This window comes from Micromonospora sp. NPDC048999, assembly GCF_040649295.1.
GTDB lineage: Bacteria > Actinomycetota > Actinomycetes > Mycobacteriales > Micromonosporaceae > Micromonospora.
Genome location: NZ_JBEZFI010000005.1, coordinates 1 through 19,947, shown reverse-complemented (window position 1 = coordinate 19,947; position 19,947 = coordinate 1). Strand labels below are relative to the sequence as shown.

Annotated in this window: 24 protein-coding genes and 1 pseudogene; 15 read left to right on the top strand and 10 right to left on the bottom strand. The window is 73.2% G+C overall.

Going from position 1 to position 19,947, the window contains the following annotated elements:
- Positions 1 to 4: 4 nt before the first annotated feature.
- Both mtfM and AB0C02_RS09360 read left to right on the top strand, forming a co-directional pair.
- Entirely contained in the window at positions 5 to 109 is a 105-nt protein-coding gene (gene mtfM, locus AB0C02_RS09365; protein ID WP_046570768.1) for a small membrane protein MtfM, read from the top strand.
- Between the two features lie 55 nt (positions 110 to 164).
- Positions 165 to 752, top strand: a complete 588-nt coding sequence (locus tag AB0C02_RS09360; RefSeq protein WP_357542930.1) for an FABP family protein — start codon at positions 165 to 167, stop codon at positions 750 to 752.
- Between the two features lie 84 nt (positions 753 to 836).
- On the opposite strand, the gene AB0C02_RS09355 is transcribed toward AB0C02_RS09360, so the two are convergent.
- Positions 837 to 1,703 (bottom strand): aminotransferase class IV, encoded by an 867-nt coding sequence (locus AB0C02_RS09355; protein WP_357542928.1) that lies wholly within the window; start codon positions 1,701 to 1,703, stop codon positions 837 to 839.
- A gap of 66 nt (positions 1,704 to 1,769) precedes the next feature.
- On the opposite strand from AB0C02_RS09355, the gene AB0C02_RS09350 reads away from it, so the two are divergent.
- The 4 genes from AB0C02_RS09350 (at position 1,770) to AB0C02_RS09335 (ending at position 5,318) form a co-directional block, all read left to right on the top strand.
- Entirely contained in the window at positions 1,770 to 2,201 is a 432-nt protein-coding gene (locus tag AB0C02_RS09350; protein WP_357542926.1) for a Fur family transcriptional regulator, read from the top strand.
- On the top strand, positions 2,198 to 3,310 hold the full coding sequence (locus AB0C02_RS09345; RefSeq protein WP_357542924.1) for a folate-binding protein: 1,113 nt from the start codon (positions 2,198 to 2,200) through the stop codon (positions 3,308 to 3,310). The genes AB0C02_RS09350 and AB0C02_RS09345 overlap by 4 nt, the downstream gene beginning before the upstream one ends.
- A gap of 125 nt (positions 3,311 to 3,435) precedes the next feature.
- Positions 3,436 to 4,263 carry a 3-keto-5-aminohexanoate cleavage protein gene (locus AB0C02_RS09340; RefSeq protein ID WP_357542922.1) on the top strand — a complete coding sequence of 276 codons (828 nt, stop codon included), beginning with the start codon at positions 3,436 to 3,438 and terminating at the stop codon, positions 4,261 to 4,263.
- Between the two features lie 95 nt (positions 4,264 to 4,358).
- Positions 4,359 to 5,318 carry an asparaginase gene (locus tag AB0C02_RS09335; RefSeq protein ID WP_357542921.1) on the top strand — a complete coding sequence of 320 codons (960 nt, stop codon included), beginning with the start codon at positions 4,359 to 4,361 and terminating at the stop codon, positions 5,316 to 5,318.
- Between the two features lie 24 nt (positions 5,319 to 5,342).
- Here the strand turns inward: AB0C02_RS09335 and AB0C02_RS09330 are convergent, their stop codons facing one another.
- The gene (locus tag AB0C02_RS09330) at positions 5,343 to 6,140 is read right to left on the bottom strand and encodes an alpha/beta hydrolase (protein WP_357542919.1); all 798 of its coding nucleotides are present in this window, start codon (positions 6,138 to 6,140) and stop codon (positions 5,343 to 5,345) included.
- Positions 6,141 to 6,251: 111 nt separating this feature from the next.
- Here AB0C02_RS09330 and AB0C02_RS09325 point away from each other — a divergent pair, with 111 nt between their 5' ends.
- The 5 genes and pseudogenes from AB0C02_RS09325 to AB0C02_RS09305 all read left to right on the top strand — a co-directional run bounded on the left by AB0C02_RS09325 (position 6,252) and on the right by AB0C02_RS09305 (position 9,246).
- Positions 6,252 to 6,818: a helix-turn-helix transcriptional regulator gene (locus tag AB0C02_RS09325; protein ID WP_357542917.1), complete on the top strand. Its 567-nt coding sequence runs from the start codon at positions 6,252 to 6,254 to the stop codon at positions 6,816 to 6,818.
- A pseudogene (locus AB0C02_RS09320) lies at positions 6,815 to 7,195 on the top strand (hypothetical protein); the annotation flags it as partial. The gene AB0C02_RS09325 and the pseudogene AB0C02_RS09320, both read left to right, overlap by 4 nt.
- Positions 7,196 to 7,288: 93 nt before the next feature.
- On the top strand, positions 7,289 to 7,609 hold the full coding sequence (locus tag AB0C02_RS09315) for a DUF2516 family protein (protein ID WP_357542915.1): 321 nt from the start codon (positions 7,289 to 7,291) through the stop codon (positions 7,607 to 7,609).
- Positions 7,606 to 8,493, top strand: coding sequence for an alpha/beta hydrolase (locus AB0C02_RS09310; protein WP_357542913.1), 888 nt, complete (start codon positions 7,606 to 7,608; stop codon positions 8,491 to 8,493). Before AB0C02_RS09315 ends, AB0C02_RS09310 begins: the two co-directional genes overlap by 4 nt.
- A gap of 15 nt (positions 8,494 to 8,508) precedes the next feature.
- Positions 8,509 to 9,246, top strand: coding sequence for an alanyl-tRNA editing protein (locus AB0C02_RS09305; protein ID WP_357542912.1), 738 nt, complete (start codon positions 8,509 to 8,511; stop codon positions 9,244 to 9,246).
- A gap of 31 nt (positions 9,247 to 9,277) precedes the next feature.
- Here the strand turns inward: AB0C02_RS09305 and AB0C02_RS09300 are convergent, their stop codons facing one another.
- On the bottom strand, positions 9,278 to 9,964 hold the full coding sequence (locus tag AB0C02_RS09300; protein ID WP_357542910.1) for a nucleotidyltransferase domain-containing protein: 687 nt from the start codon (positions 9,962 to 9,964) through the stop codon (positions 9,278 to 9,280).
- Positions 9,965 to 10,040: 76 nt separating this feature from the next.
- Between AB0C02_RS09300 and AB0C02_RS09295 the strand changes: the two genes are divergently transcribed.
- Positions 10,041 to 10,955, top strand: coding sequence for an SDR family oxidoreductase (locus tag AB0C02_RS09295; protein ID WP_357542908.1), 915 nt, complete (start codon positions 10,041 to 10,043; stop codon positions 10,953 to 10,955).
- Here the strand turns inward: AB0C02_RS09295 and AB0C02_RS09290 are convergent.
- Genes AB0C02_RS09290 through AB0C02_RS09270 form a run of 5 tightly spaced genes read right to left on the bottom strand, consistent with a single transcriptional unit; the run spans position 10,946 to position 15,529 of the window.
- Positions 10,946 to 11,935: a YafY family protein gene (locus tag AB0C02_RS09290; RefSeq protein ID WP_357542906.1), complete on the bottom strand. Its 990-nt coding sequence runs from the start codon at positions 11,933 to 11,935 to the stop codon at positions 10,946 to 10,948. The genes AB0C02_RS09295 and AB0C02_RS09290 overlap by 10 nt on opposite strands.
- Positions 11,936 to 11,959: 24 nt before the next feature.
- Complete coding sequence (locus AB0C02_RS09285) at positions 11,960 to 12,601, bottom strand: response regulator transcription factor (protein WP_357542905.1); 642 nt, start codon at positions 12,599 to 12,601, stop codon at positions 11,960 to 11,962.
- A complete protein-coding gene (locus tag AB0C02_RS09280) occupies positions 12,598 to 13,863 on the bottom strand; it encodes a sensor histidine kinase (RefSeq protein WP_357542903.1) in 1,266 nt (421 codons plus the stop codon). Before AB0C02_RS09280 ends, AB0C02_RS09285 begins: the two co-directional genes overlap by 4 nt.
- Positions 13,864 to 13,873: 10 nt before the next feature.
- Positions 13,874 to 14,608: an ABC transporter permease gene (locus tag AB0C02_RS09275; protein ID WP_357542901.1), complete on the bottom strand. Its 735-nt coding sequence runs from the start codon at positions 14,606 to 14,608 to the stop codon at positions 13,874 to 13,876.
- Positions 14,609 to 14,620: 12 nt separating this feature from the next.
- Positions 14,621 to 15,529, bottom strand: coding sequence for an ABC transporter ATP-binding protein (locus AB0C02_RS09270; RefSeq protein WP_357543333.1), 909 nt, complete (start codon positions 15,527 to 15,529; stop codon positions 14,621 to 14,623).
- Between the two features lie 141 nt (positions 15,530 to 15,670).
- Here AB0C02_RS09270 and AB0C02_RS09265 point away from each other — a divergent pair, with 141 nt between their 5' ends.
- Both AB0C02_RS09265 and AB0C02_RS09260 read left to right on the top strand, forming a co-directional pair.
- Positions 15,671 to 16,462 carry an EI24 domain-containing protein gene (locus tag AB0C02_RS09265; protein ID WP_357542899.1) on the top strand — a complete coding sequence of 264 codons (792 nt, stop codon included), beginning with the start codon at positions 15,671 to 15,673 and terminating at the stop codon, positions 16,460 to 16,462.
- 1 nt (position 16,463) lies between these two features.
- Positions 16,464 to 16,982, top strand: coding sequence for an O-acetyl-ADP-ribose deacetylase (locus AB0C02_RS09260; protein WP_357542897.1), 519 nt, complete (start codon positions 16,464 to 16,466; stop codon positions 16,980 to 16,982).
- Here the strand turns inward: AB0C02_RS09260 and AB0C02_RS09255 are convergent.
- Entirely contained in the window at positions 16,975 to 17,880 is a 906-nt protein-coding gene (locus tag AB0C02_RS09255) for a GNAT family N-acetyltransferase (RefSeq protein WP_357542895.1), read from the bottom strand. The two genes, AB0C02_RS09260 and AB0C02_RS09255, sit on opposite strands and share 8 nt — an antisense overlap.
- A 56-nt stretch (positions 17,881 to 17,936) precedes the next feature.
- Entirely contained in the window at positions 17,937 to 18,695 is a 759-nt protein-coding gene (locus AB0C02_RS09250) for a maleylpyruvate isomerase family mycothiol-dependent enzyme (RefSeq protein ID WP_357542893.1), read from the bottom strand.
- Positions 18,696 to 18,765: 70 nt separating this feature from the next.
- Between AB0C02_RS09250 and AB0C02_RS09245 the strand changes: the two genes are divergently transcribed.
- Entirely contained in the window at positions 18,766 to 19,857 is a 1,092-nt protein-coding gene (locus AB0C02_RS09245; protein WP_357542891.1) for a UDP-N-acetylmuramate dehydrogenase, read from the top strand.
- The last annotated feature ends 90 nt before the right edge of the window (positions 19,858 to 19,947 follow it).

Sequence of the window (19,947 nt, the reverse complement as noted above, 5' to 3'; positions counted from 1 at the left end):
CGGGATGGTTACCGAGATCGGGTTCGTCAGCCTGCTGGTCGCCGGCTTGGGCGCGCTCGCCGGTGGCCTGGTCTATCTGGCCGTGAGGATTTCGAGAGGAAAATGGTGAGCGCGAGGAGTGAGCCGGGTCTGCGAGCCCCGCAGTCGCGAACGAAGGTGGCCCGGTGAGCGAAAATCCGCTGCAGCCGCCGTGGCTGAACGCGCCGCCGGTCGACCCGTACCCGTACGAGGAGAGCCACGACCTGCGCGTCGGCCCGAAGCTGCACCCGAGCCTGGACGGCCTGCTGCCGTACATCGGGGTGTGGCGTGGGCGCGGCCGGGGCGGTTTCCCGACCATCGAGGACTTCGACTACGCGCAGGAGATCCGGATCAGCCACGACGGCCGGCCGTTCCTGTTCTACGAGTCCCGCGCCTGGATCCTCGACGAGCAGAGCCGTCCGGTCCGTCCGGCCGGTCGTGAGGTCGGCTGGTGGCGCCCGGTGATGGACGGCGACCGGGTCACCGACGAGCTGGAAGCCCTGATGTCCACGCCGACCGGCGTGATGGAGCTGCACATCGGCAAGCGCCGGGGCACCCAGATCGAGTTCGCCACCGACGCGGTGGTCCGTACGGCCACCGCCAAGGAGGTCACCGCCGGCGCCCGGCTCTTCGGCATCGTCGAGGGCGCCCTGCTCTACGCCCAGGAGATGGCCGCCATGGGCCATGCCCTGAGCCCCCACCTCTCCGCCCGCCTAACCCGCACCGCCGGCTAACCCCCACCCCCCACCCCCCACCCAGTCCCGTTGATCAAGGAGTTTGCGTCGGAGTTGATCTCCGTGTCGACGCAAACTCCTTGATCAACGCTGTGGATCGGGGGCCGGGAGGGGGAAGCCGAGGAGGGTCTGCAGGGCGGGGGTGTGGGGGGAGGGGGGCAGGGGGGTTCGGTTCAGGGATCGGATCTCCGCTAGGCCGCGTAGGGACGAGGTGAGCCAGACGCCATCTGCGGCCGCCAGTTCGGCCAGGGTGATCAGGCGTTCGTCGGGGGTCAGGTTCAGCTTGGGGGCGTGGTCGAGGAGCCAGCGGGCGGTGACTCCGGGCAGCACGCCGGTGGCCGTCGCCGGCACCGTGCACAGCGTCCCCCCGGCCAGCCAGACCACGTTCGCGCTCGGCCCCTCCAGCGCGTACCCGTCGGTGGAGACCCAGAGCACGTCGTCGAACCCGGCCTGGGCCGCCCAGCGGCGAGCGGCGGTGCTCACCGCGTACGAGGTGGACTTGACGCCGACCGGGAGCCAGCCCAGCTCGGGGCGGGACCGGGCGGCCACCCCGAGCGGCAGGGTGGCCACGGTCACCCCATTGCACCGGGCCTGCTTCGCGATCGCCGGCACCTCGCCCAGCGTGGCGTAGACCGTCGGCGACCCGCCGCCCTCCGGCCCCCGGGTGCAGACCAGCCGCAGCGCACCCTCCACCTCGGCCGGCCAGCCGGCCCGGACCTCGTCGATCAGTCGCACCAGCGCGTCGGTGGACGGCAGCGTCAGCTCGAGTGCCGCCGCGCCGGACCGCAGCCGGGCCAGGTGGGCGTCGCGCAGCCAGGGCTCCCCGCCGCGCAGGTGCATGGTCTCGAAGAGGCCGTCCCCGTGCAGCACGCCCCGGTCGTCGCCGCGCAGCACCGCCTCCCCGGACGGGACCAGGCCCCGGCCGAGCACGGCCACCCGCGACGTCTCCATGAGCGCCGAGGGTAGCCGGGTACGACGGCGGCGGCCGGGCCGGCGCGGCCGCCGAACTATGATCGGATGGTGTCCGAATCCTCCCTCGCGGAACTGCTCCGCTCCCGTGGGCTGCGGCTGACGGCGCAGCGGCAGCTGGTCCTGCAGGCGGTGCTGGAGCTCGGGCACGCCACGCCGGAACAGGTGCACACGGCGGTCCGAGAGGTGGCCGCCGGGGTCAACATCACCACCATCTACCGGACGTTGGAGCTGCTGGAGCGGCTCGGTCTGGTGACGCACACCCACCTGTCGCACGGCTCGCCGACCTACCACGCGGCCGGTGAGCACCAGCACGTCCACCTGGTCTGCCGGGAGTGCGGCGCGATCGACGAGATCGAGCCCGAGCTGTTCCACCCGCTCGCCGACCAGTTGGCCGCGCAGCGTGGATTCCAGGTCGACATCGGGCACGTGGCGCTCTTCGGCGTCTGCGGCCGGTGCAGAAACGGGGAGGCCAAATGATCGACATCGCGGGAGCGGTGGCCGCCGAGGCGATCGACGAGGAGACCCGGGACCAGCCCGAGCCGGCCCACCGGGCGGCCGGGGTCGGGCCGGTGGCCGCCCACTACGGCGACCCGCTGCGGGAGCAGCGCACCCTCGACACCGGCGTCGGCCTGGTCGACCGGTCGCACCGGGGCGTCGTGGCGGTGCCCGGCGAGGAACGGATGGGCTGGCTGCACACGCTGACCAGCCAGCACCTCGCCGCCCTGGGCCCGTGGCAGGGCACCGAACTGCTCGTGCTCTCCCCGCACGGGCATGTCGAGCAGCACGCCCTGGTGGTCGAGGACGGCGAGACCACCTGGCTGGACACCGAACCCGGGATGACCGACGGGCTCCTGTCGTACCTGGAGAGGATGCGGTTCTTCAGCAAGGTCGACCCGCGGGACGCAACCGCCGACCACGCGTTGCTCTCGCTGGTCGGGCCCGACGCCACCGGCGCGCTCGACACCCTCGGCGTCACCGGGCTGGCCGCGCCGGACCAGGTCGCGGTGCCCGGCCCGAAGTTCCGCTCCGGCGAGCTGCCACCACGGCCCACCGTGGTGTACGACGTGAAGCCGCTGCCGATCGGCGGGTGGGCCCGGCGGGTGGCGCTCGGCGTTGACCTGCTGGTGCCCAGGGACGCGATGGCCCAGGTGGTGGCCGAGCTGCGCGGCGCGGGCGTGCCGGTGGCCGGGCTGTGGGCGTACGAGGCGGTCCGGGTGGCCGCCCGGCGGCCCCGGGCCGGGGTGGATACCGACCACCGCACCATCCCCGCTGAGGTGAACCTGATTGCGCCGGCGGTGCACCTGGACAAGGGCTGCTACCGGGGGCAGGAGACGGTGGCCCGGGTGCACAACCTCGGCAAGCCGCCGCGTCGCCTCGTACTCCTGCACCTGGACGGGGTGACCACCGACCAGCCGCCGGCCGCCGGCACGCCGGTGACCCTCGATGGCCGGGCGGTCGGGTTCGTCGGCACCGCGGTGCAGCATCACGAGCTGGGGCAGATCGCCCTCGCCGTGGTGAAGCGCAACGTCCCCGACGATGCCCGCCTGCTGGTGGGCGAGTCCGCCGCCGCCATCGAACCGGCGTAAGGGTGCCGGGCTGACGCTGGTAAGGCGGAAATTTTTCCGTCTTTGGTGGCGGATGCGGGCGATCTTCCGTCGCGACGCGCTACGGCCGTCGACCGGAGACGGGCCGGCGGTCTAGGATCGCCGACATGACGACAGGGACGTTGATCACGGTTGCCCCCACCGGCGCGGAGTCGGCCAAGTCGGAGGTGCCGGCGCTGCCGGTGACCCTCGACGAGCTGCTGCTGACCGCCAAGGAGTGCGAGGCGCTCGGCGCTGCCGTGATCCACGTCCACATCCGGGACGACGAGGCGAAGCCCACCCTCGACCAGGGCCGGCTGCGGGCGACCGTGGCGGCGCTGCGGGAGGGCACCGACCTGATCGTGCAGCTCTCCTCCGGCGGCGCGGTGACCGACCCGGAGGCCAACCGGTTGGCCGTGCTGGACGCGGGCCCGGACATGGCCTCCTGCACCATGGGCACGGTCAACTTCGGCGACGACGTCTTCCTGAACCGTTCGGAGTTCATCGTCGACCTGCACACCCGGATGCAGGAGAAGGGCGTCGTCCCCGAGTACGAGATCTTCGACCTCGGCCACCTCACCGCCCTCCAGCGCCTGCTCGGCAAGTACGGCCTGCCGCACGGTGGGCACGTGCACGTCGACTTCGTGATGGGTGTGCCGGGCGGCATGCCGGGCACCACCGCGACCCTGGTCGCCGCTCAGCAGATGCTGCGCGACCTGCCGGAGGGCACCACCTTTTCGGCGACCGGGATCGGCCGCAGCACGATCCCGGTGATGCTGGCGTCGCTCTCGACCGGCGGGCACCTGCGGGTCGGCATGGAGGACACCGTCACCTACGCCAAGGGGCAGCCTGTCGAGTCGAACATGCAGCTGGTCGCCCGCGCGGTCGGTTTCGCCCAGCTCGCCCAGCGCCCGCCGCTGACCACCGCCGAGGCCCGGCAGCTGCTCGGCCTGTAAGCCGCGGCCCCGGCCGGCGGCCCTGTACGCCTCCGGCCGAAGTTGCTGGTCACCCCGGTGTCGGGCCCGCCGGACCCGTCGGTACCGTCCATTTCGTGGGAAAGACGTACGAGGGCGGCGTGCCGCTCGCCGATGTGGTCCGGTCCGGATTCGTGGAGGGCTTCCACCGCGGATCCGTGGTGGTGCTCGACGTGGCCGGCGCGCCGGTGGCCGGTGCGGGGGACCCGACCTCGCCGATCTTCCCCCGGTCGTCCAACAAGCCGATGCAGGCGATCGGGATGCTCCGGGCCGGGCTTTCGTTGACCGACCGGGCCGACGTGGCGTTGGTCTCGGCCAGCCACGCCGGTGAGGAGTTCCACGTCGAGCGGGTGACCGCCCTGCTGCGCGGCGCCGGCCTGACCGAGGAGGCGCTGCACTGCCCGCCGGACCTGCCGGTCGGCGAGGCGGCCCGCGAGGCGGTGCTACGGGCCGGCGGCGGTCCGCGGCGGATCCAGATGAACTGCTCCGGCAAGCACACCGGAATGCTGCTGACCTGCCTCGCCGCCGGCTGGCCGGTGAACGGCTACTGGCGGCCCGAGCACCCGCTCCAGCAGCGGTTGACCGCCACGATCGAGGAGTTCACCGGGGAACGGGCGGCAGCCGTCGGGGTGGACGGCTGCGGCGCGCCCGTGCTCGCCGTCTCGCTGACCGGGCTGGCGCGGGCGTTCCTGCGGCTGGTCTCGGCCGAGCCCGGCACGGTCGAGCGAACCGTGGCCGACGCGATGCGGGCGTTCCCGGAGCTGGTGGGCGGTACCCAGGCGGACGACACCCGGCTGATGCGGGGCGTACCCGGGCTGCTGGCCAAGATCGGCGCGGAGGGCGTGATCGCGGCGGCGGTCCCGGGGGTCGGCGCGGTCGCCCTCAAGATCGACGACGGCGCCGGCCGGGCCCGGATGCCGGTGCTGGTGTCGGCGCTGCGCCGGCTCGGCGTGGAGGCCCCGGTGCTGACCGAGTACGCCGAGGTGCCGCTGCTCGGCGGTGGACTCCCGGTCGGCGCGGTCCGTCCGGTCTGGTGACGTTGGGTTCGGCCGGTTCAGCCTTCAGGGCAGGAAGTCGAGCAGGGCGGCGTTGACCGGCTCGGGGCGCTCAAGCGGCAACAGGTGGGCGGCGTCCGGAACGTCCGGTAGGCGTACGCCCTGCGGGGTCTCGGCGGCGATCCGGTCGGCGAGCCGGCGAATGTCCCCGAGGTCGTCCGCGCCGACCGCGACCAGCACCGGCATCCGTAGCTCGGCCAGCCGCTCGATCGCCGGTGGGTCGAGTTCGCCCGCGTCGACGGCGCTGAGCGCCAGCTCGGCGGCGAGCGCCCGCCGGTCCATCTCCTCGGCGAACCGGATCAGCTCCGGATCGACGTCCTCGGGGCGGCGGGTCGGGCCGACCACCCAGAATCGCACCTCGCCGGCCGCGGTCGCCGCGAAGTCCTCCGGGTCCACCTCGCCGACCAGCTCCTCCCAGAGCTCTTCGGTCTCCTCGGACCACTCGTTGCCGGAGACCGGCGCGCCGAACAGGGCCAGCGCGGAGACCCGCTCCGGGTACGCCAGCGCGGTGTCCGCCGCGACCCGGCCGCCGAACGAGCAGCCCACCAGGGCGGCCTGCCCGATGCCGAGGGCGTCCAGCAGCCCGATTACGTCGTCGTGGTGTGCGAACGGCGCGGGCGGCAGTTCGGAGTCGCCGTATCCGCGCAGGTCGACGGCGATCACCCGATGCCGGGCGGCGAGCGCGGGAAGCTGAGCCTGCCACATCCGCCGGTCGGCGATCCCGGCGTGCACCAGCAGCACCGGGCTGCCGCTGCCGGCCTCGTCGTACGCGAGCAGAGCGCCGTTGACTTCGATCTTGGCCACGGGAGAACGGTACGGACCGGACACCGGGCGCGCAACCGGCAAGTTGCTCCGCCGCTAACTCTGGCTAGCGTTCTGCTTGCAATAGCTAGCAGGGCCCGTTACGCTGGAAGCATGGCCACCAGCAAAGACCTTCCCGATGTCGGCGGGTTCATTCGCGACCTGCGCCGCAATGCGAAGATCTCGCTGCGCCAGCTCGCCGAGCAGGCCGGCGTCAGCAACCCGTACCTCAGCCAGATCGAGCGCGGCCTGCGCAAACCGAGCGCCGAGGTGCTCCAGCAACTCGCCAGCGCGCTGCGGGTCTCCACCCCGGCGATGTACCTGCGGGCCGGGCTGCTGGATGCCAAGGAGGGGCAGGGCGTGCTCGCGGCGATCGCTGTCGACCCCGAGCTGACCATGGCCCAGAAGCAGTCGCTCACCCAGATCTACGAGACGTTCCGCCGGGAGAACGCCCGGCTCGCCGAGGCGACCGCCGCGGCGCAGGCGGCCACCGAGCCGACCGCGAGGGCCAGCGCGCCGAGCGAGGCACCGCAGGCCCCGGCCACCGTCACGCCGGCCGCGACCGGCCCCACCACGCCGGGCGGCAGCCCGACCGAGGCGGTCCTCGAGTCGGTCGCCGTCACCGAGGCGGGTGCCACGCCCGCCCCGACCACCGCCGTCCCTGACGAGGAGGAGTCATGACCCAGCCGAAGACCAACCGCATTCCGGCCCCGCTCTACGCCGCCGCCGGTGCCGGTGAGCTGGCCCTGCGGCAGCTGCGCAAGCTGCCCACGGTGGTCGGTGAACTGGGCACCCGGGTCGCCGCCGACCTCGGCGGCAAGGCCACCACCGCCGACCTCGACCTGGACAAGCTCCGCAAGGCGGCGACCCGTAACGCGGCCGCGGTGCGGGCCGGCGCTCAGGCCGCTCAGGCCCGGGCCGGGCGCGCCGTTGCCGAGGCGCAGGAGCGTGCCCTGGCCGCCTACGCCGAGCTGGTCGCCCGGGGTGAGCGGGTCGTGGGCGCCGGCGTGCTCGGGGCCGCCGACACGGTGAACACCGACATCGAGACGACCAGCCGGGCCCGCCCGGCCGTCGAGTAGGTCGATCCTCGACCCGGACCCCGGACAGCGTCCTCTCGGACGTTTCCGGGGTCTGGGCATAAGCTTGCCGACATGGCCTACGCCGCGCCGATCTTCGTGTTCCATGTGACCGCCGTGATCGAGCTGATCGTGCTCGTCTTCGCCCTGGTGATCGAGGGCGTCTCCCTGGTGCACGCGATCACCCAGCGCTCCGACGCGTTCGCCGCGATCGGCACCCTGCCCAAGGGCGGCTGGATCGCGATCCTGGCGGTCTGCCTGATCCTGACGCTGCCGGCGTTCGGCTTCGGCCCGCTGAGCATCTTCGGCCTGGTCGGTATCGCGGCAGCACTGATCTACCTGTTGGACGTCCGGGTCGGGCTGCGCGACCTGCAGGACGGCCGAGGCTCCTGGTGAGGAGCTTTCGCTGGCCCCCGCCGCCGGACGGCGGCCCGCGCACGTGGGGCCCCGGCCCCGGCGCGCCCCGCACCGGCCGGCCGGCGCTGCCCGAGCCGGAGACCGAACTGGTCGCCACCCCACACGGCGTTGGACTGGAACGGCTGGTCACCGGCGTCGGTGCTCCGGTGACGGTGTTCGCGCACGGGCTCGGCAGCGGCATCGCCACCACCCGGCCGTTCGGCAGTGCGGTCACCGGCCGCAAGATCTTCTTCCAGTTCCGGGGGCACGGCCGCTCCGACTCGCCGCCCGGGCCGTGGACCTACCTGGACCTGGCCCGCGACCTGCGGGCGATAGCCGACCTCGGCGGTGCCACCCGGGCCTTCGGGGTGAGCCTCGGCGCGGGTGCGCTGTGCCGGTTGCTCGCCGAGAGCCCGGAACGTTTCGAGAAGCTCGTCTTCTTCCTGCCCGCCGTGCTGGACACCCCGCGGGGCGAGACGGCCCGGGCTCGACTGTCCAATCTGCTCGACGCCGTGGCGGACGGGGACGCCGCGGCGCTGGCCGACGCGGTGTCGCTGGAGCTGCCGCCGGACGTGCGCGACACTCCTGCGGGGTGGGCGTACCTGCGGCAGCGGTTGGACCAGTTGCTGCGCGACGGGCTCGCGCCGGGGCTGGCCAGCCTGCCGGAGCAGGCCCCGCTGCGGGATGCCGGCGCGCTGGCCGCCGTCACCGCGCCGGCGCTGGTGATCGGCTGCGCCGGCGACGACCTGCACCCGGTGGCGGTCGCCGAGCAGTTGGCCGCCGCGCTCCCGCACGCCACCCTGCACGTGTACGACCGGCCCGGCGTGCTCTGGACGGAACGCGCCGACCTGCGGGAGCGGATCTCCACCTTCCTCAACGGGTAGGTAACCTCCCCTGTCATGGGCGTCACACATCACGGCCGTACGCACCGCCTCGACCTCGCCGACCCCACCCTGCGCGAGTGGGCGTGCACGGTGCTGGCGGCCGATCCCGAGCAGGGCATCGTGCTGGACAGGTCGGCCTTCTACCCGGGCGGCGGCGGCCAGCCGCCGGACCACGGGGTGCTGCTCTGGCAGGGGGCGCAGACCCGGATCGTCGGCACCCGCAAGGGCGACGACCTGTGGCTGATCCCGGCCGAGGGTGACCCGCTGCCGCGGGTCGGCACCGCGGTCACCGGCGCGGTCGAGGACGCCCGCCGGACCATGCTGATGCGCACCCACTCCGGCCTGCACGTGCTCTGCGGGGTGGTGTTCCGCGACTTCGGCGCCCTGGTCACCGGCGGCAACATGGAGCCCGGTGAGGCCCGGATGGACTTCAACCTGCCCGAGGTGCCGCCCGACTTCAAGACCCGGATCGAGGAGCTGGTCAACGCCGAGGTGGTCGCCGACCGGGCGGTCGCCGTGCGGGTGCTGCCCCGGGAAGAGGCGCTGGTCCTGCCGGACATCATCCGTACCCAGTCCAACCTGATCCCGCCGGACGAGCAGGAGGTCCGGATCGTCGACATCGTCGGGTTGGACGTGCAGGCCGACGGGGGCACCCACGTCGCCTCCACCGCCCAGATCGGCAAGGTCCAGGTGGTCAAGGTGGAGAGCAAGGGCCGGGCCAACCGCCGGGTCCGCGTACGCCTGGCGGATTGACCGGCCCCTCGCCGCGCCAACCGGTCGGGGCTCAGTCCCGGTACCACGCCGGCGGCAGGTGAGCGGCCCGGACGTCGAGCAGCCAGCGTTCCACGGTCTCCTCGTCCGGGCGGTCCGGCAGTGGCGTGCGGATTTCGTCGAAGTTTCGTTCGGCCGCCGCCACCAGCGACTCCGCCTCGTCCAGCGCGCCGCCCGCGACCCGTTCGCCGAAGGCGCGGAACCACTCCGGGTCGGCCAGCCGGATCTCCAGCACCCCGGTCGCGTAGAGCACCCGACCCTGGTGCAGCAGTCGGGCCAGGTGCCGGGCGTGTTTCGCCGAGCGCGTCCGGCCCCCGACGCTGGAGTCGCGGGTGGTCAGCTTCCGGAACTGCTGCGAGGCGTACCCGAGGTAGGCGTCCCGGACCCGGCTCGCGCTGAGGAACGCCGACCGGATGGCGATCAGCCGCTCGCCGAACTCGGTCCGGGTCTCGTAGCAGTCGTCCGGCAGCCACATCAGCTCGGTCGCGGTCGGGTTGCCGCTCAGCGCGAGGCGGCAGTATTTCCCGGCCTCGTGGGAAGTCACGTCCGGGTTGGTGGTGACCACCGACTCCCGGGGCGGGTGCAGGCCGTGGAAGGCGATCGTCTGCGCCGCGAAGACGCCGATCCGGTCCACGTCCGAGCCGGGGCCGGCCAGCCCGTACGCGACCGAGCCGACGATCCCGGAGAGCAGTAGGCGCATGCGGCCATGATGGCGGATCCCGATCGGCCGGAAAACCGGACTTCGGCTGTCAGGTATTGCTGCCATCGTCGTCCGCATGACGCAACCGCTGACAGGGAAGATCGCGCTCGTCGCCGGGGCGACCCGGGGTGCCGGCCGGCAGATCGCCGTCCAGCTCGGCGCCGCCGGGGCCACCGTCTACGCCACCGGCCGCAGCACCCGCGAGCGCCGCTCCGAGATGGACCGGCCGGAGACCATCGAGGAGACCGCCGAGCTGGTCACCGCGGCCGGCGGCACCGGCATCGCGGTCCCGGTCGACCACCTCGACCCCGACCAGGTACGCCGCCTGGTCGAGCGGATCGACGCCGAGCAGGGCCGGCTCGACGTGCTGGTCAACGACATCTGGGGCGCCGACCCGCTGATCACCTGGGAGAAGCCGGTCTGGGAGCAGCCGCTCGACGCCGGCTTCCGCATGCTCCGGCTGGCCGTGGACACCCACATCATCACCAGCCACTTCGCCCTGCCGCTGCTGATCCGCAACCCGGGCGGGCTGGTCGTCGAGATCGGCGACGGCACCAAGGAGTACAACGACACCACGTACCGGCTCTCGGTCTTCTACGACCTGGCCAAGGTGTCGGTGAACCGGCTCGCCTTCACCCAGGCGCACGAGCTGGCGCCGCACCGGTGCACGGCGGTGGCGCTCACCCCCGGCTGGCTGCGCTCCGAGGCGATGCTGGCGCACTTCGGCGTCACCGAGGCCAACTGGCGCGACGGCGCGGCGAAGGATCCACACTTCGTCATGTCGGAGACGCCGGCCTTCGTCGGGCGCGCGGTGGCCGCCCTGGCCGCCGACCCGGACCGGGCCCGTTGGAACGGGCAGTCCGTGGACAGCGGCGGGCTGGCCCAGGTGTACGGCTTCACCGACCTCGACGGCACCCGGCCGCACTGGTCCCGCTATCACGACGAGATCGTGGCGACCGGCAAACCGGCGGACGACACCGGCTACCGCTGACCCTCCGGCCCAACGCCGTAGCGCGTGGCCGAGCGGCGGGCTGCCTCGGCGAAGCGGGCACGCAGCTCCGGCGGGTCGAGCACCTCCACCTCCGGGCCCAGCCGGAGCAGCACGTCGTACGCGACGGCCACGGACTCGACCGGCAGGCGCGTCACCACCCACCCCGCTCCGTCGGGCTCGCTGGCCCCGGCCATCGCCTCCTCGTACGCGAAGGGGGCCTCCGCCACGTGCCGGAGCGCGCGCCGGCCGGCGGGGCTGAGTCGGACGGTCACCTCGGCCCGCAGCAGCTCCCGCAGGAACGCCTCGGCCTGCTCCTGCCAGTGCGCCCCCAGGTCGAAGCTCTCGTCCCGGTCGAAGCCCTCCTCGCCCACCTCGACACCGACCACCCGGTCCACCCGGTAGGTGCGGTACCCGTCGCCGACCCGGCCGACGAGATACCAGACACCGCCCTTCAACACCAGCCCGTACGGCTGGACCGTGCGGGCCACCTCCCGCTCGCCCCGCCGGTAGCGCAGCTCCACCACCCGGTCCCGCCAGACCGCCCGGGCCAGCTCGGCCAGCCACGGTGGCGGGGCGGACTCGCGGAACCAGCCCGGCACGTCGAGGTGGAACCGCTGCCCGGTCCGGGCCGGCGCGTCCCGCAGGCTCGGCGGGAGCGCGGCGAGCACCTTCAGCTCGGCGGCGGCCACCGCGTCGGCGAGCCCCATGTCGCCGGCCGGGCCGGGCAGGCCGGCCAGGAAGAGCGCCTCCGCCTCGTCCCGGGTCAGCCCGGTCAGCCGGGTCCGGTAGCCGCCGAGCAGGCGGTAGCCGCCGGCGCGGCCCCGGTCGGCGTACACCGGCACGCCGGCGGCGGAGAGCGCCAGCACGTCCCGGTAGACGGTCCGCTCCGAGACCTCCAACTCGCGGGCCAGCTCGGCCGCGGTCATCGTGCCCCGCGACTGGAGCAGCAACACCACCGAGATCAGCCGGGACGCCCGCACCCGTCCATCCTGCCCCGGGCCCGGTCACCGCCCGCCGGGGGTGAGCAGGCCCCGGTCGTATGCGACGGCGACCGCTGCCGCCCGGTCGTTCACGCCGAGCTTGGCGTAGACGTGCAGCAGATGGGTCTTGACCGTGGCCTCGCTGATGAACAGCCGGGCGGCCGCCTCCCGGTTGGACGCTCCCCGCGCCACCAGGGTCAGCACCTCCAGCTCCCGCTGGCTCAGCGGTTCCTCGGCGGGGGCGCGCAGCCGTCCCATCAGCCGGCCGGCCACGCTGGGCGAGAGCACCGCCTCACCCCGGGCGGCGGCCCGCACCGCCCGGACCAGTTCCTCCCGGGGCGCGTCCTTGAGCAGGTAGCCGGTGGCGCCGGCCTCGATCGCCGGCAGCACGTCCGCGTCCGTGTCGTACGTGGTCAGCACCAGCACCCGGGACGTGCTGCCGGAGCGGACCAGCCGGCCGATCGCGGTCACCCCGTCCATGCCGGGCATCCGCAGGTCCATCAGCACCACGTCCGGGTGCAGCGTCGCGGCCCGGGCCAGCGCCTCGGCCCCGTCCGCGGCCTCGCCGACCACCTCGAACCCGGGATCGCCGGTGAACATGCCGCGCAGCCCGTCGCGTACCACCGGGTGGTCGTCGACGATCAGCAGCCGGATCGGGGTGGTCAACCGGCACCTCCGGAGAGCGCGGGAACGGACGCCGACAGGGCTGTGCCTTCGCCCAGCTCGGACTCCACGGCCAGTCGGCCGCCGACCCGGGCGACCCGCTGCCGCATCGCGGTCAGCCCGTACCCGCCGTCCGGCCGCTGCGGCGTCCCGGACTGCGCGGCGACGTCGAAGCCCACCCCGTCGTCGCGTACGTCGAGGGTGACCACGTCCGCCATGTACGACAGGGTCAGCCCGACCCGGGACGCCTCGGCGTGCCGGGCCACGTTGGCCAGTGCTTCCTGAGCCGCGCGCAGCAGGGTCACCTCGACCTCCGGGTGCAGCGGGCAGGGGTCGCCCGTGGTGCTCATCTCACCCCGTACCCCGTTGAGCGCCGACCACCGTTCGGTCAGCTCGGCGAGCACGTCGGGCAGCCGGGCCGTCTCCAGCGGCTCCGGGCGTACGGCCCGCACCGAGCGCCGGGCCTCGGTGAGGCTCTCCCGGGCCAGGGCGAGGGCGTTGTCCACGTGCCGCCGCCAGTCGGCCGACCGGTCCCGGCTCTGCTCGGCCGCCTCCAACTGGGTGATGATGCCGGTCAGCCCCTGGGCCAGCGTGTCGTGGATCTCCCGGGCCATTCGTTGCCGCTCATCCAGCACGCCGGCCTCCCGGGCCTGGGTGAGCAGCTGGGCGTGCAGTCCCTCGTTTTCCCGCGCCGTCTCGGCCAGCCGGCGGTTGGCCTCGGCGAGTGCCTCGATGAGCTGTTTCCGATTGGTGTTCTGCCGGTCGGTAACCCAGCTGATCCCGCTGGCCACCCCCAGGTTGAACAGCGCCAGCACGCACCAGAGCAGCCAGTGCGCCGGGGTGCTGGGCGGCCCCCCGCCCTGGGAGGTGGCGAGCAGCGCGGCGGTGACGGCCACCCCGGCGAACCGCCACCCGCCCCGCAGCATGAGAAACGCGTGCAGGAAACCAACCCAGGCGAAGAAGGCGTACCACGGGCTGGCGAGCACCAGCACGGCGGCGAACGCGATCAGCCCGACGTAGTAGGCCGCCATCAGCCTCCGCCGGCCCAGCCAGTCGGGGTGCAGGGTGACGAACCAGGCGACCCAGCACCCGGCGGCGACGGTGACGGCGAGGGTGGGCGCGACGGGCAGCGCGCCGGGTACCGGGGCGAAGATGGCCAGCAACGTCCCGACGGCCAGCCCGAAGTACGGCAACCTGCGGCTGAAGGTCACCTCGCGGGACTCCCAGGCGGCCAGCCGGTCGACCCGTTCGGAGATGCTGCTCATCGGCGTCGGCTCACTCCCAGCGGAACAATCTGGCCGCCAGGCTACCCGCGGCGACCGCCACCACCGCCATCGTCAGCAGGTGCAGTGGCTGCGGCGCGGTGCCGGTCCAGGTGTCGAGCAGAGCCTGCACGCCGGGTGGCGTGTAGTCCCCGACCCGGACCAGGAAGTCCGGCAGCAGGAACCGGGGCAGGTAGACCCCGCCGAAGAACATGGTCAGCAGGAACAGCGGCACGGCCAGGGCCTGCGCCGCCCTGGTCGTCCGGGCGACCGCCGCCACCAGCAGCCCCAACGCGAGCAGCGCCGCCGTGCCCAGGACGAAGGCAGCCGCGAAGCCGAACGGGTGCCGGGGCAACGGCACTCCGAACGCGAGCCGGGCGACCAGGACGAGCAGCACCGCGCTCGCCAGGATCGCGCTGAGGGTGATGACGAGTTGGGCGGCGAGCAGCGCCGCCGGGCTGGCCGGGGTGGTGGCCAGCCGCCGGAGCACCCCACGTTCCCGGTAGGTGGCCAGCACGGTGGGCAGCGCGTTCAACCCCGCCATCGCCAGCGTGATCACCAGCAGCGACGGGGCGAAGTAGACGACGAAGGACTGCCCGTCGAAGAGCGGGTCCGGCTTGCGCAGCGCGGGGATCAGCCCGAGCACCACCAGGATCAGGGTCGGCACCCCGACGGTGGACAACAGGGTCGGCAGGTCCCGCAGGTACAGTCTCGCCTCGATTTTGAGGATCTGCCCGAAGGCGTGCATGGGTCTTCTCCCTCAGTCGGCGGGCCGGTGCCCGGTCAGCTCGACGAAGGCGTCGTCGAGGGTGGACTGTTCCAGCCGCAGGTCGGCGGCGACGATCTGGTTGCGGGCGAGCACCGCGGTGACCGCGTGCAGCAGCTCGCCGGTGCCGGTCACCACCACCTGGCTACCGGTGCGGGTCACCTCGCTCACCTCGGGCAGGTCGGTGAGCAACTGGTCGTCCAGCGGCGCGGACGGCCGGAACCGGACCCGCTGGGTGGGCGCCACGCGCGAGACCAGGCCGGCCGGGGTGTCCAGGGCCACGACCCGGCCGCTGTCGATCACCGCCACCCGGTCGCAGAGCCGCTCGGCCTCCTCCATGAAGTGGGTGACCAGCACGATCGTCACCCCGCGGTCCCGGATCCGCTCGATCAGGCCCCACGTGTCCCGGCGGGCCTGCGGGTCGAGCCCGGTGGTGAGCTCGTCGAGGATGGCGACCTCCGGGTTGCCGACCAGCGCCAGCGCGACCGAGAGCCGCTGCTTCTGGCCGCCGGAGAGCTTCTTGTACGGGGTGTTCCGCTTGTCGCCGAGGCCCAGCTCGTCGATCAGCCGGGCCGGGTCGGCCGGCTCCGGGTAGAACGAGGCGTAGAGTTCCAGCGCCTCGGCCACCCGGAGCCGGTCCGGCAGTTGGCTCTCCTGCAACTGCACGCCGAGGCGCTGCCGCAGCCGGGTCGCGTCGCGGCGGGGGTCGAGCCCGAGGACCGACACCCCGCCCCCGTCCGGGACGCGCAGCCCGGCCAGGCACTCCACCGTGGTGGTCTTGCCGGCGCCGTTCGGGCCGAGCACGCCGAAGATCTCGCCGGCCGACACGGTGAACGACACGTCGTCCACCGCCACCAGATCGCCGTACCGCTTGTGCAGATTGGTCACCTCGATGACCGGCATCACGCCGCCCTTCACCGTCGCGTTTCGTACCCGTTCAGGGTCGCGGCGGCAGCCCGGCGGGACATCGACCGGCCGGAGACGAGCAGGACCGGCGTGGGCTGACCCCAGCGATCCACCAATCGGTTGACTACGCTCTCAGTCGTGGACGTGACGAGCATCGCGCGTCCGGTGACCGGGGCGGTCGGCCGCTTCTTCTCCGGCGTCGGGCTGCTGCTGCGCGGCATCGGCCTGTACGTGCGCAGCCCCGGCCTGATGCTGCTCGGCGTCGTGCCGGCGCTGATCTCCGGCGCCCTCTTCGTCGCCGCCTTCGCCGCCCTGGTGTATTTCGTGGCCGACCTCGCCGCGCTGGTGACCCCGTTCGCCGACGACTGGTCGACGACCTGGCGGGGTCTGGTCCGGGTGGTCGCCGAGCTGGCCTTCCTGGGGCTGGGCGGGCTGCTCGGGGTGCTCACCTTCACCGCGGTCACCCTGATCGTCGGCGACCCGTTCTACGAGGCGATCTCCGAGCGGGTCGAGGACCGGCTCGGCGGCACCCCGGGCGCGGTGGAGGTGCCGTTCTGGGCCTCGCTGCGCCGTAGCCTCGCCGACTCGCTGCGGCTGGTGGCCGTCACCGCGCTGATCGGCGTACCCCTCTTCGCGGCCGGCTTCATCCCGCTGGTCGGGCAGACGATCGTCCCGGTGATCGGCGCCGCCGTGGGTGGTTGGTTCCTCGCCCTGGAACTGGTCGGCGCGCCCTTCTACCGGCGCGGCATGGGGCTGGCGGAACGCCGTTCGCTGCTGCGGGCCGACCGGCCCACCACGCTCGGCTTCGGGGTGGCCGTCTTCGTCTGCTTCCTGATCCCGCTCGGCGCGGTGCTGGTCATGCCGGCCGCCGTCGCCGGGGCCACCCTGCTTGCCCGCCGCTCGCTCGGCCAGCCCACCGAGGAGGTCTGACATGGAGCTCACCCTGGTCGACGGGGATATCACCGCCCAGCGCGTCGACGCGATCGTCAACGCCGCCAACTCCTCGCTGCTCGGCGGCGGGGGAGTGGACGGCGCGATCCACCGCAAGGGCGGACCGGCCATCCTCGAGGAGTGCCGGGCGCTGCGCGCCTCCCGCTACCCGGACGGCCTGCCGATCGGCCAGGCGGTGGCCACCACCGGCGGCAACCTGCCGGCCCGCTGGGTGGTGCACACCGTCGGCCCGGTCTTCTCCCCGCGAGAGGACCGGTCGGTGCTGCTGCGGGACTGCTACGCCAACAGTCTCCAGGTCGCCGACGTGCTGGCGGCGGCGAGCGTCGCCTTCCCGCTCATCTCCGCTGGCGTCTACGGCTGGCCGATCGAGGACGCGGTACGCCAGGCGCTGACGGCGCTGGCCGGCGCCACCCCGAGGCACGTCACCGAGGCACGGCTGGTTCTGTTCGGCGCGGACACGTACGCGGTCGCCGAGCGGGTCGCCGCCGAACTCAGCTGAGCTCGCGCAGGCAGGACCACTGGGCGGCCACCGGTCGGTAGCCGAGCCGGGCGTTGACCGCCAGCATCGGCGCGTTCGCCTCGTCGTTGGAGGTGTACGCGGTCCGTACCCCGGCCGTCGCGGCCCGGTGCAGCGCGGCCTGCTTCGCCAGCCGGGCCAGCCCGCGCCCGCGATGCGCCGGCACGGTGCCGGTGTATCCCGACCACATCCGGTCGCCGTCCCTGATGACCAGGCTGATCGCCGTCGGCGTGCCGTCCACCTCGGCCACCGTGCTGGCGTCCCGGTCCAGCCCCAGGTTGTCCCAGACCTCGTAACGCCAGGTGTCGTAGCCCATGGCGTCGGTCGGGATGTCGCCCGGTTCGTCCAGCGACGACTCGGCGTCCACCTGGTAGATCCGGCGCGGATCAACCTCGGCGGCCGGGAGCAGTCGTACGCCCGGCGGCGGCTCGGGCATCGGCGGGGTGGGCCGTAGGTCGAGCGCGGAATAACGCAGCTCCCGACTGGGCGTGAAGCCGTGCCGACGGGCGAACGGCAGGGACCCGGGCTGGGACCAGGTGCGCACCCGTCGCGCGCCGACGACGCGCAGGTGGCCGAGCGCGGTGTCCAGGAGCGCCGTGCCGACGCCCCGACCCCGGTGCGCCGGGTGCACGTGCAGAGTGGAGACCTCCCCCACGTCCGGCGTCGACGTCTGGCCGTTCCGGTACGCCGACGCCCAGCCGATCACCTGACCGTCGACCTCGGCCACCCAGGCGGTCCAGTCCTCCCCGGGCGGCGGTTCGGCGATCATGCGGCGGGTCGACTCGACCCCGCGTACCAGGTATGGAAAGACCACCGTGCGCAGCGCCACCACGGCAGGCGCGTCGTCGGGGCGGGCGGGGCGGATCAGGTTGCCGGTCACCGGCCGACCGTAGTGGGTGGCCCGCCCGACCGCGACGTGTTAACAAGGGCCCCTCCTTACACCCCCACCCGCAGGCCGTCGAGGAGTTGGCGGTCGCCGGCCACGCCGAGAGCGTCGAAGCTGATCCGCCCCATCAGGGCCAGCAGCAGGTCGCTGGCGGTCCCGGTGACCTGCACCCGGGCCCGGTGGTCGTCGTGGTCGAGGATGGTCGCGGTGTCCAGCAGGGCCACCCCGTCGCCGCGCAGCCGCAGGTACCACTCCTGGGCGGCGTCGGTCGCGGCCAACTGCACCACGCCGTGCCACTGGCCGGAGTGGATCCGCCTCCCGGCCGGCAGCCAGGTGTCGAGCACCTCGCTCACCCCGTCGGCCGCGAGCTTGGCCTCGACCGGCTCGCCGGCGCCGATCGCGAGCTGGGCGTCCCAGCGGTGCACCGCGGTCTCCAGCGCCATCCGGCGCGGCCAGAAGCCGGCCTTCTTCGGCTGCGGGGCGAAGTTCCAGGCGGGCGCTTCCGGGTCCACCGCTTCGAAGGCCGCCACGAGCTGGTCGTACTCCCGGAAGTACCACTCGGCCGGGGTCAGGCCGGTCGGTGGCTCGGGGTCGTGCCGCTCCGGCCGGCTGGTCGTCCCGGGGGCGAGGACGGTACGGGTCCAGACGTAGGCCCGGGCGAGGTGGTGCGCGAGGTCGGAGACCGTCCAGCCGGGACAGGAGAGCACGGGTGTCTCCGGGGGCGCCTCCGACACGGCGGCGGCGAAGGCGGGGCCCTCGGTCCGCAGCGCGCCGATCCAGAAGTCCTTCGTGACGTGCAGTCTGCCCATCGCAATCCTCCCGGGGGTGACCGGGCCACCAGTGGGTGCCGCGGCTACCCCTCAGCCTAGGGTGAAAGGCGTGTCAGACGTCTACGCCGAACCGACGACCGGAACCTTCCAGGACGGCCCGGCCGCCCTGGCCCGTTACACCACGCTCCGCCTGGGTGGCCCCGCCGCCCGCCTTGAAACAGCCACCAGTGCCGCAGAAATAGTACAAAAAGTTCAGGAAGCGGAAGCGCGGGACGAACGGGTTCTCATCCTGTCCGGCGGTAGCAACGTGGTGATCGGCGATCAGGGCTTTCCCGGCACCGTCGTCCTGATCCGTTCCCGGGGGTTTCAGGTGATCGCCGAGGACCCCGACACGGTCACCGTACGGGTCGAGGCCGGCGAGCGCTGGGACGACCTGGTCGCCGCCACGATCGAGCGGGGCTGGTCGGGGCTGGAGTGCCTCTCCGGCGTGCCCGGCTCGGCCGGGGCCACGCCGATCCAGAACGTCGGCGCGTACGGCCAGGAGGTGGCCGAGACGATCACTGCCGTCGAGGCGTACGACCGCACCCACGGCGAGATCGTGCGGATCGCGGCGGCTGACTGCGGGTTCGCGTACCGGGGCAGCATCTTCAAGTACAGCGACCGCTGGGTGGTGCTGTCGGTCGACTTCCGGCTGGCCCGCTCCCCGCTGTCGACCCCGGTGCGCTACGCCGAGCTGGCCCGGGCGCTCGGCGTCGAGGTGGGCGACCGGGTGCCGCTGGCCGACGCCCGGGCCACCGTGCTGCGGCTGCGCGCCGGCAAGGGCATGGTGCTCGACGCGGACGACCCGGACACCTGGTCGGTGGGTTCGTTCTTCACCAATCCGGTGCTGGAGCGCGAGGCGTACGAGCTGCTCCGGGAGCGCGCCGCCGACCTGGGTGAGCCACCCTCCTGGCCGGGCGCCGGAGACGTGGTCAAGATCAGCGCCGCCTGGCTGATCGACAAGGCCGGCTTCGGCAAGGGACACCCGGGCCCGGAGGGCGTGGCGATCTCCAGCAAACACACCCTCGCCCTCACCAACCGCAGCGGCACCGCCCACACCGCCGCCTTGATAGCCCTGGCCCGAGAAATCCGCGACGCCGTCCACGACCGCTTCGCCGTAACCCTCCACCCCGAACCCGTCCTAATCAACTGCACCATCTGATACGAAAATCGGGCGGTCGTGGTGATCAGGTCAGGCTGCTTGTGCGGGTTGGACCGTGACTTGGTAGCCGAGTTGGTGGAGTTGGTCGAT